Below are 1,585 nucleotides of genomic sequence, written 5' to 3'. Positions count from 1 at the left end.
GTCCATGTGCGGGGAGTGGAAGGCGTGGCTGACGGTGAGCCGACGAGTGCGGTGTCCCTGCTTCTCCAGTGAGGCCGCGATGTCGGTGACGGCGGTGGTGTCGCCGGAGATCACGACGGAGGCGGGTCCGTTGATCGCGGCGATGGCCGCTTCCGTCTCGTGTCCGGCGAGCAGGGGCAGTACGTCGGCTTCGCTCGCGCGGATGGCGATCATGGTGCCGCCTGGGGGCAGTGCCTGCATCAGGCGGGCGCGTGCGGCGACCAGGGTGGCGGCGTCCTGGAGATCCAGCACCCCGGCCACATGGGCGGCGGCCAGTTCGCCGATGGAGTGTCCGGTGAGGAAGTCGGCGTGGATGCCGAAGGATTCGACGAGCCGGTAGAGGGCTACTTCGACGGCGAAGAGTGCGGGTTGGGTCCAGCCGGTGGAGTCCAGGTCCTCGCCGGAGTCGATCACGTCGCGCAGGGGCCGTTCCAGCAGTGGGTCCAGTACCTGCGTCACGGCGTCGAAGGCTTCGGCGTAGGCGGGGAAGGCGGCGTACAGCTCGCGTCCCATGCCCACCTGCTGGGCGCCCTGTCCGGTGAACATCACCCCCAGCGATCCGCCGCCGCCCGAGCCCCGGACGAGGTTCGGTGCCGCCTCGCCCTCGGCCAGGGTGTTCAGACCCGCGAGCAGTTCGTCCCGGTCGGCGCCGATGACCACCGCGCGGTGGTCCAGTGCCGCCCGGCCGGCGGCCAGGGAGTACCCGACGTCGAGGGCCGACACCGCTTCCTCGGCCGTGACGTGGTCGTGCAGCCGCCGCGCCTGCTCCCGCAGTGCGGCCTCCGACTTCCCCGAGACCACCCACGGCACCAGCGGCGGAACAGCCCCCGCCTCCTCGGACGCGGCTTCGGGTTCCGGCACCGGCGGCTGCTCCAGGATCACGTGCGCGTTCGTCCCGCTGACGCCGAAGGCGGAGACGGCGGCACGGCGCGGGGCGCCCGTCTCCGGCCACGGACGTGCCTTCGTCAGCAGCTCCACGGCCCCCGACTCCCAGTCGACCAGGGGCGTCGGCTCATCGGCGTGCAGGGTCATGGGCAGTACGCCGTGCCGCATGGCCTGCACCATCTTGATGACGCCGCCGACGCCGGCCGCCGCGACGGAGTGCCCGATGTTGGACTTGAGGGAGCCCAGGTAGAGGGGGCGGTCCTCGGGCCGGCTGCTCTGGCCGTACGTCGCAAGGAGCGCCTGGGCCTCGATCGGGTCGCCGAGCCGGGTACCGGTGCCGTGCGCCTCGACCGCGTCCACGTCCGCCGGGCTCAGCCGGGCGTTGGCGAGCGCCTGGCGGATGACGCGTTCCTGCGAGGGTCCGTTGGGCGCGGTCAGGCCGTTGGAGGCGCCGTCCTGGTTCACGGCGGAGCCGCGTACCACCGCCAGGATCCGGTGGCCGTTGCGCCGGGCGTCCGAAAGGCGCTCCACCAGGAGCAGTCCCACGCCCTCCGACCACGACGTGCCGTCCGCGTTCGCGGAGAAGGACTTGCAGCGGCCGTCCGGGGACAGGCCGCTCTGCCGGGCGAAGTCCACGAACCCGCCGGGCGTCGCCGTCACG

1 protein-coding gene is annotated in these 1,585 nt (G+C 72.7%); it reads right to left on the bottom strand.

From position 1 onward, the window contains the following. A partial coding sequence (locus QK442_RS36075; protein ID WP_282698368.1) for a type I polyketide synthase occupies window positions 1-1,585 on the bottom strand: 1,585 nt, incomplete at both ends.

It is taken from the genome of Streptomyces sp. CC208A (assembly GCF_030010625.1).
Lineage (GTDB): Bacteria > Actinomycetota > Actinomycetes > Streptomycetales > Streptomycetaceae > Streptomyces.
The sequence above is the reverse complement of the archived record's forward strand: the minus strand, read 5'-3'. Positions and strand labels throughout refer to the sequence as shown.